Source organism: Orientia chuto str. Dubai (genome assembly GCF_000964595.1).
In the GTDB taxonomy this organism is placed as follows: domain Bacteria; phylum Pseudomonadota; class Alphaproteobacteria; order Rickettsiales; family Rickettsiaceae; genus Orientia; species Orientia mediorientalis.
The window spans coordinates 1-7,722 of sequence record NZ_LANP01000034.1 but is presented as its reverse complement, the minus strand read 5'-3'; the positions used below and the strand labels follow the sequence as shown (position 1 = coordinate 7,722).

General features: G+C 31.4%; 11 protein-coding genes and 3 pseudogenes. 4 read left to right on the top strand and 10 right to left on the bottom strand.

Annotation, left to right across the window (positions count from 1 at the left end; translation table 11 throughout):
- Positions 1-318 precede the first annotated feature (318 nt).
- Positions 319-828 (bottom strand): sensor histidine kinase, encoded by a 510-nt coding sequence (locus OCHUTO_RS04485; RefSeq protein WP_045797593.1) that lies wholly within the window; start codon positions 826-828, stop codon positions 319-321.
- 739 nt (positions 829-1,567) lie between these two features.
- Positions 1,568-1,756, bottom strand: a complete 189-nt coding sequence (gene rpmF, locus OCHUTO_RS04480) for a 50S ribosomal protein L32 (RefSeq protein ID WP_045797592.1) — start codon at positions 1,754-1,756, stop codon at positions 1,568-1,570.
- Between the two features lie 147 nt (positions 1,757-1,903).
- Between rpmF and bamE the strand changes: the two genes are divergently transcribed.
- The 4 genes and pseudogenes from bamE (at position 1,904) to OCHUTO_RS06960 (ending at position 3,489) form a co-directional block, all read left to right on the top strand.
- Positions 1,904-2,236: an outer membrane protein assembly factor BamE domain-containing protein gene (gene bamE / locus OCHUTO_RS04475; RefSeq protein WP_232297004.1), complete on the top strand. Its 333-nt coding sequence runs from the start codon at positions 1,904-1,906 to the stop codon at positions 2,234-2,236.
- Positions 2,237-2,761: 525 nt separating this feature from the next.
- Positions 2,762-2,971, top strand: a complete 210-nt coding sequence (locus OCHUTO_RS06665; RefSeq protein ID WP_045797590.1) for a hypothetical protein — start codon at positions 2,762-2,764, stop codon at positions 2,969-2,971.
- Positions 2,922-3,301, top strand: a pseudogene (locus OCHUTO_RS04465) (conjugal transfer protein TraC); the annotation flags it as partial. The gene OCHUTO_RS06665 and the pseudogene OCHUTO_RS04465, both read left to right, overlap by 50 nt.
- Positions 3,298-3,489, top strand: coding sequence for a hypothetical protein (locus tag OCHUTO_RS06960; protein ID WP_052694663.1), 192 nt, complete (start codon positions 3,298-3,300; stop codon positions 3,487-3,489). The pseudogene OCHUTO_RS04465 and the gene OCHUTO_RS06960, both read left to right, overlap by 4 nt.
- Before the next feature lie 137 nt (positions 3,490-3,626).
- Here OCHUTO_RS06960 and OCHUTO_RS06880 read toward each other — a convergent pair.
- From OCHUTO_RS06880 to OCHUTO_RS04430, 8 genes and pseudogenes are all read right to left on the bottom strand, one after another.
- Positions 3,627-3,932 (bottom strand): annotated as a pseudogene (locus OCHUTO_RS06880) (TraU family protein); the annotation flags it as partial.
- Positions 3,857-4,075 (bottom strand): TraU family protein, encoded by a 219-nt coding sequence (locus OCHUTO_RS06875; protein WP_269745496.1) that lies wholly within the window; start codon positions 4,073-4,075, stop codon positions 3,857-3,859. The pseudogene OCHUTO_RS06880 and the gene OCHUTO_RS06875, both read right to left, overlap by 76 nt.
- Positions 4,053-4,568 (bottom strand): TraU family protein, encoded by a 516-nt coding sequence (locus tag OCHUTO_RS06870; RefSeq protein WP_269745495.1) that lies wholly within the window; start codon positions 4,566-4,568, stop codon positions 4,053-4,055. Before OCHUTO_RS06870 ends, OCHUTO_RS06875 begins: the two co-directional genes overlap by 23 nt.
- Positions 4,483-4,659 carry a hypothetical protein gene (locus tag OCHUTO_RS05890; RefSeq protein WP_156961308.1) on the bottom strand — a complete coding sequence of 59 codons (177 nt, stop codon included), beginning with the start codon at positions 4,657-4,659 and terminating at the stop codon, positions 4,483-4,485. Before OCHUTO_RS05890 ends, OCHUTO_RS06870 begins: the two co-directional genes overlap by 86 nt.
- 282 nt (positions 4,660-4,941) lie before the next feature.
- Positions 4,942-6,004 (bottom strand): annotated as a pseudogene (locus OCHUTO_RS07190) (TraC family protein); the annotation flags it as partial.
- A 247-nt stretch (positions 6,005-6,251) separates the two neighbouring features.
- Positions 6,252-6,446 (bottom strand): hypothetical protein, encoded by a 195-nt coding sequence (locus tag OCHUTO_RS06955; protein ID WP_052694660.1) that lies wholly within the window; start codon positions 6,444-6,446, stop codon positions 6,252-6,254.
- Between the two features lie 115 nt (positions 6,447-6,561).
- Positions 6,562-6,897, bottom strand: coding sequence for an IS110 family transposase (locus OCHUTO_RS04930; RefSeq protein WP_052694659.1), 336 nt, complete (start codon positions 6,895-6,897; stop codon positions 6,562-6,564).
- 293 nt (positions 6,898-7,190) lie between these two features.
- On the bottom strand, positions 7,191-7,475 hold the full coding sequence (locus OCHUTO_RS04430; RefSeq protein WP_045797536.1) for an IS110 family transposase: 285 nt from the start codon (positions 7,473-7,475) through the stop codon (positions 7,191-7,193).
- Positions 7,476-7,722: the final 247 nt, after the last annotated feature.

Here is a 7,722-nt window from a genome sequence, read left to right as displayed (position 1 = left end):
GTCTTTTCATCATACGATTCATAGACATTTTGATAATCTTTCTCGATCAAAATCCCTATGTATACTCACTTTATTTTGATTTCCTTGATTCTATGTTATCGAAATCAAACAATCCTTGAGCAACCATTTCCTTTATTTCTGATATACATTTTACACCTTTAGGAATTTTACAGTCAAAAATCACTTCTAAAGCGGCCAGTTAAGCTCATACAAGCCAATATATTGAATATGCCTTGAGGCCTTTTCAGTAGACAATGTTATATATCATAATTAAAACAATGTTCCGTATATGTCCTTTGTTAAATCTACCATGCTATTTTATAGAAAAAATGGATTAACAAGTTTTACCAGTACATTAAAAGTAAAACTTGTATATTCATTCTCTTTACTTCGTAGTATAATGCTTCCATTCATTTCTTGTATCAATTGCCTTACACGTTTTAGCCTCAACCCAAGTGTTAATGCCTCTTCCAAATATACATCTTTAAATTCCTTATTTATCTGATCTACTTTGTCTTGCGAAATTCCGGAGCCTGTATCATTAACAACAACTTCTAACATTCTGTGTTTATTATCCATTTTTATTGGAAATAAAGTAATTTCAACACCAATTCTACTGCCTTTGCTGTTAAATCTTATAGCATTACTAGTTAATATTGTCAGTACTGTTTGTATTCTATAATTATCACCAATAACCTTCCTTATTGTACTTAAATAATCACAACTAAGTTTTATTCCTTTAGATTTAGCTATTGGATCTAGTACAGATTGAATAATCTCCATTTCAGTTTGTATATCAAATTCTTTTTCACAGTTTTCTCGTATCATAAACACCCCATTTATTGTTAATTATGCAGTCTTCAGAATATTTACCTGTCTATGTTCTAAGAAAACAGTCTGAATGTTTTATTACAATTTTTAGCTACCAATACCTGCACAATACAGCATATTATACATTTGCACTTTTTTACCTCACGTTCTCTTTATGATTTCTTATAGCGAAAGTTAACTAAAAACACGTTATTTTAGATCTAGCTCTTTAAAATTATTCTCTATCGCTTTTCGATTGCTGTTACCTTTTAAGATAAATGTTCTAGCTAAATCTGACTCAATAATCAACTTCCAATACTTTTCAAGTATATTAGCTTTTTTTACTTTATCCCTAATTTAATCAATAATATTCTTACCTTCAACAAGGTTCTTTATTTCATTTTTATTATAACATTCCCTATTTTAATATATCAAATGTACTATATATTAATAACAATTAAAAATTAAAACAATATTTATTTTATATGTAATATATATTACATATAACAAATAAAAACTATGTATAAAATTTGCTTAAATTAATTATGGATACTGCTGGTTCTGAAAAAAAATAAGTATGCCTAACGAATTTGTTACTATAAATTCGATTACAGAGCACAACAATTGTCGATTTTAATAGGCTTTTACAGATAGATTTTTTAATTTCAAGCAGAATAAACTGCTTAGCTCATTGGAAGGTACTTCGAAGAAAATAGAAGGTATTGGATGCAGCTATCTCTAAACTAAATAATTACAATTATTTTATATCACATTTATTCATACTAACTTGCCGCCCATTATAGGTTCCATGAATCTTACATACATGATGTGAAAGCCTATACTCTCCTGTTTTTTTATCTGTAATAACATTAACTTTAGTTAAAGCATGATGCGACCTACGCATCTTTTTTTTAGATACTGAAGTTCTTTTTTTAGGTACTGCCATATATACTGCTAATAATACAATTAAATTTGCAATTTTTATTTACTAAATCAAAGCTTAATATATTATATTTTATTAGATAAATCTAGTTAATTAATAATTATATAAATTTATAGTATGCTTTCTTTTAGAGTTTGTAAAAAAATATTTTTGCTGCTAAATATATTCTTAGCATTTAGCGCTAGTACTGTTAGTTACCATGGTAAGTATGTTAGAGATGAGCAAGTAAAACAGCTACAAACAAAGTTATCATCACAAAGTTTATCAAAGCATGATGTTAGTGCTTTAATAGGATCTCCTGCTTTTATTCCAGCTTATAATTCGAATATTTGGTATTACATTCATTATACTACAAAAAATAAATTTTGGGCATTTAATAAATTACTTGCTCAAAGGATTATTATATTAACTTTTAGTCCTGATAGCGAAAAATTAATGCGCATATTAGTTTTAGATAATAATATAGCAAATCGGCAGGAGTAGAGATAATAGAAGTACCATCTCTTCTATTATCTGATAATTATTATGCTATGTTATCTTGATATATGGCGTGTGTGATATATTCAATAAAATTATTTAAGCTTTAGTTATAAATGAATATAGCTTTAATAATTGAAAGTTCACATAGTAAAAATTCTTTCAACTAAAGGCTAAAAGTTTGTTTTTCATATTTTTCTTTATACTAGTTACCAACTTCAATTCCATATTATTAAAGATCAAAAAATAATTATTGTTTTAAATATCTCTTTATTAATAAATAACTTCAGTTTAAAATTAGGGATTTATTTAGATAAAGTTGTTGCAAAGATTGAAAAACTAAAAAGACATCAAAATACCTTATTAATTTATTTAAACCAAAGCAGATCCAAAGTGGGCATACATAAGGACTTTTTCAGAGATAGAGCATTTTTTGAATAATTGGCAGTCTTATCGTAAAGGCAAGATATTTGTTGAGCTAGCGAAAAGAAGAGCTGAATTTTTATATGATAGAGCTCACAAAATGCAGGCATGATAAAGGATACTGTGCTTTTGATTTCAGTGACAATACCTGATTTAAATACTAATATAGATGATATGATTCGAAGAAAGGAAGTTCTGCAAGCCATGTTTAAGTCGATTGGATTAAATACTGAAAATGTTGATGCTAAACAATTGCTAAAATTCATCAGCTACTCAACAGCTTACAGATTACTTTCATCAAGAAGGTTCTGCATCTGAAAAGGCCTTTGAGAACTTCTCTCATAAGATAATTTCAAAGTAAAATTCGGAATCATTTAGGCTATGAGAGCTAATCCTAAATTAGCTGGATTTGTAGATGAGGATTGGAAACTACTGCAGTCTATTTATTCAAATCCTCCATATTATAGTGAAGTAGCTATGTACAGTCCTAATGTTTCTGGAGTTATCGGTAGGTTAATGATTGACCCATTTACTTTACTGTTAACCTCAACCAATGCCAAAGATTATCAAGTCATAGAAGACCATATGGCTATGGGAGTTAGTGAATCAATTAATGATATTTTACAAGAGCGAGGCATTATTCAATGAATTGGCATGCAGTTTATAAGTTCATTTTTTTATTATTTGCTATAGCTTATCAAGTATCTAAGGCAGCCACTATCAACGATTATGGCACTAGAGGTCATACTTTCCCAATCATTGAAGAATCATTATTGTATGTGATTATTGCTAAGCTTAATTCTGCCGCTAAAAGTGGCCTGCTAAAAGAAATGTAGCTGGAATTTAAGGAAAGAGTTAAAAAGAAAATTCTTAGACCAGTACCAGTAAAAAATTTAACTAAAGCTACTGAAAATAGAAGCTGGATATATGACCCAACATACGTTCAAAAAGCTGATATTAAAGTAAAAATGCGCTAAATCAAATAACTAAAATCCTCTCCATTAACTTGAAACTCTCTACCAGCTTGCCAAGTAGCCTTAGTTTCACCAATACGTTTACAAGAGGTAACTTCTGGAATTGGGTAAGTCATCTGTAGTCGATATTCTTCGTAATGGGCATTGGATACTTGCCACAACACAATCCTCTATAGCTATAGTAGCCCCGTAGCATCAATTGTTGATGCATCTTAGAACTTAGCAACCATTAACACAGATATGCCAACTCCTCCATTATGAGCTGCAGCAGTTCCAGTAAAAGGATACAGCATGCCCTGACAACCAGCACACCAAAATCACTTGCCACACCTCCAATAGCACTGCAACCCATACAATCAGCTATACAGGCATGATAAGCTGTGACATTTTGAAATAATAATGTCTCTGGATTTAAAATTGCTGATTCATCGTCTCCCCATAAAGGCAAATTCAGTTAAATAAGCTATATCAACTGAAACCATCTCTAAGTAAACAAAATCAAGCAGAATCTCTAGCCAATAAATTACCGGGTAAACATACCAATAAATATGATAAAAAGCGCTTCCATCAGAATCATCTTTCATGCCTTTTTGAGTACTAGTATCAAAACCACCAAGACTAACCATGCACATTGGTGATTTGGTAACGTCTACAAGACGTACTGGCTCCCAAAAACCTACTGGAATTTCAGTCCTTGGACAAAAGCATATCAGGTCTTCTGGAGCATTAGTATCAGACATTGAACTGCTCACTACCTTAAATCCAGCTATAGTAATGGGAAACAAACACTTCCAACATACATCAGTTATAGGATTCGCGAATCTTCCAGTACAGCCAACAACTGCATAGCAGCTATTAATTGTTATAGCTATTAATACTATAAGCAGTGCTGCCTTCTTCACGACGATGTTTAAAATATCTTTTGCCCGGAACTTCTCCATTAGAGTTAACTATTTCCTGTATTTCTCCACTTGCAAGCGTATTATTGAATATTTTGATCAGATTTGCGTGCTGTAACTTCCAACTTTTCATGGTCAAACCTTTTTTTACGTTGAATCATTTAGTACATTATAATAAAATTATAATGTACTAGTTTGGTGTTTGATTATTGCCCTTTAATACTACTTAATAGAATATTTTAATCAGATTTGCATATTGTTATTATCGACTAATGCTTATTTCCATAACGGAAAGCATAGTGTTGTTCTGTTTGGCAGGCACAGCTTTGATTCTAAAGACCCTTATTAGATTACCATATTGATCAAAGCAGACATGCTGGCCTAGCTGGTTACTCAATTCAATTGAATATTGCTATCCTTGTTTAACTAATTGCATTGGTAATGAAGCTAATAATACTGCTAAATGATCATACTTACATGGAACAAAGTACCAACCACTACGTCTTAACATTGAACAAAAAGCTGATGCAGACTGCTTAGCCTTTTTATCCCACATAATGACATTGAGATGATACCATTCTATCACCACCCTGTAAAGCAGCGACTGCACTTGATAGATCCTCAGCTTCCTGTAGTAAATCAGGAAAAAACTTACCCATTCCAGCACTAATATTTCTTTCTAATGCCTCTCTTTTCGTGACAGCAGCAGTTCTAGCCTGATTTGGTAAAATCTGCAAGCCAAAATGAATCAAAAAGTTAGACTTTTCTCCACGACGCATTTCATTGCCTAAGTCCATAGCTGATAATCTCCATAGGCCTTTTACCAGCTTCTAAGCTAATAATTACTTGTTCGTTATTTAATTTTATGAATCTTCTAATAGTGAAAAATCTCCTCGTAGAATTTGTTCCGACAATATTTCATAGGGGTTAATGTCTGCATGCTCTTCTTCAGGCCAATTAAATATTATTCTGATGAACTTTAGTAATTGTTTGGCATCAACATTTTCAGTATTTAATCCAATCGACTTAAACGTGCAGAGCTTCTTTTCTTCGAATCATATCATCTATATTAGCGTTTAGTATTGTCACTGAAATTAAAAGCACTGTATCCTTTATCATACCTGCATTTTTGCTTTATCATGTTAAAATTCAGCTCTTCTTTTTGCTAGCTCAACAAATATCTTGCCTTTACGATAAGACTGCCAATTATTCAAAAAATGCTCTATATGATGGCTCCCAATCATTAATACTTGTAGGCTACTTGCAGCTGGTAAATTTTCATCATTTTTTAGAAATTCAGCAATTTGAGCCTGAACCGTTGCTCCTACTAGCAGCCAAGCAAGTAAGCCTATTGAACGGCGATTAAAGAACAATTGAGTCTCTTCATCATACGATTTATAAACAAAATGTCTTGATAATCTTTCTCGATCAAAATCCCTATGTATGCTCACTTTGGATCCGCTTTGATTTAAATAAATTAATAAGGTATTTTTTCTTTGGACTAGTATTCTCTATGTTTTGATTTAACTTGATTAGCCTATAACATATAATACAGCCTCTTTTTGGTGTTATTTTCAACAACTTTATCGGAATCAAAAAATCCTTGAGCAACCATTTCCTTTATTTCTGATATACATTTTACACCTTTAGGAATTTTACAGTCAAATCTAAAGAAGCAAGTTAAGCTCATACAGACCAAAGGTAATAACTTAACCTGTTCTCCTGTTATGCTTGATTAACATTCAAATCTGGCATCGTATAAGTTAAATTTTGTGTTTTTTTATGCTTCAATAAGTCAAAACCTTTTTTAACATCCACAACTTTACCTGAGACAACAACAATAACTGGACTCATGGAATCAGCTCTCTTAATAGCAAAATCGGCTAGTTTATCAAAAGCATTACTAACTATAAGCTCCAAATTTCATTGCTTCTCCAAACTCTCGCTGGCCTGCAGTTACTAGGTTTAAAGTTGGAACTGATACTGTCTTAGGAGTCAAGGATAAAATTAGGATTAAAGATAGAATTATTTTTAATTACACCAAAGACAATATTAATAATTTACGCATAATAGCAACAATAATAACTTTAGTGGGTTTACCCTTACTAGATAGCTTTTGAATAAACTGCTTAAATATAGGGTTATGATTTTTAGCAACAATAGCTGGAAAATATAGAGCACTTCGTAGGTTAACAGAACCTATTTTAGATATAGTGCTTTTTCCCTTTATGGAGGTACCGGAAGTTTTATGTTTAGGTGTAAGCCCTGCATATGCAGCAAGCTGCCTAGCATTACTGAAGGATTCTATATCAGGGGATTCTGCAAGTATAGCAACAGCAGTAATTCGACCAATTCCTGGGATAGTTTGCATGTTATCTACTTTATGCTTGAATTCAATATTCTTAGCAAGTAATTTATCTATATTAAGTTCAATATTTTTAATTTCTTTTATAATATGGCTAGCAAGTTTATTGTAGCTAGCACATACTGATTTATATAAGTCTTTTTTGTTTCAAGATAATTCTGTACCTTCATATTGTCCTTTGAAATTTTGCAAACAGGATATAGCTCTTTAGTTCTTCAGCACCTTATTCCGAGGAATTATTGATGTAAATCATTCTTACTTGATATTCAGCAATAATCATGCTATCTACCTTATCAGTCTTATGACTGATAATTTGCTTTTTGCAAAGGGTTAATACAAGCAGGGTTTACTATATCACTTATGGTTATTGCTGTACAAAAAATTAGCAAATGACTTACGTACTTACCAGTTGCCTCCATGCATGCAGCTACCTGAGTAATTTTATGTTTTTTTAACCATTTAACTAGCTCTTTAAAACCTTGTTGATTATTATTTACTTTAGTGTGATGATAATTTTTATCAATGAGTAAGGAAATAGTTAAATCTAATTTGGATACATCAATTCCTAAAATTGGTTTAGACATTATATTGCTCCTTGAAGATAAGTTTTAAAAAGGGAACCAAGACTTTAGCTAACCATATTTATACAGAATAAGTCAGACTTCTCTTAAGATACTGTTCAGCTTTAGTCTTGTGAAAGAGGGCTCTTATCAGAACCACAGATTTAATATCTAGTCGCATTTACAGAGTCACCTCTTCTTTCTACCTTCAAAAGTAAGCTAACTCCTTTGAAAGCATCCTTGCAAGTATTTTTCTTGCTCTTTCAAGATA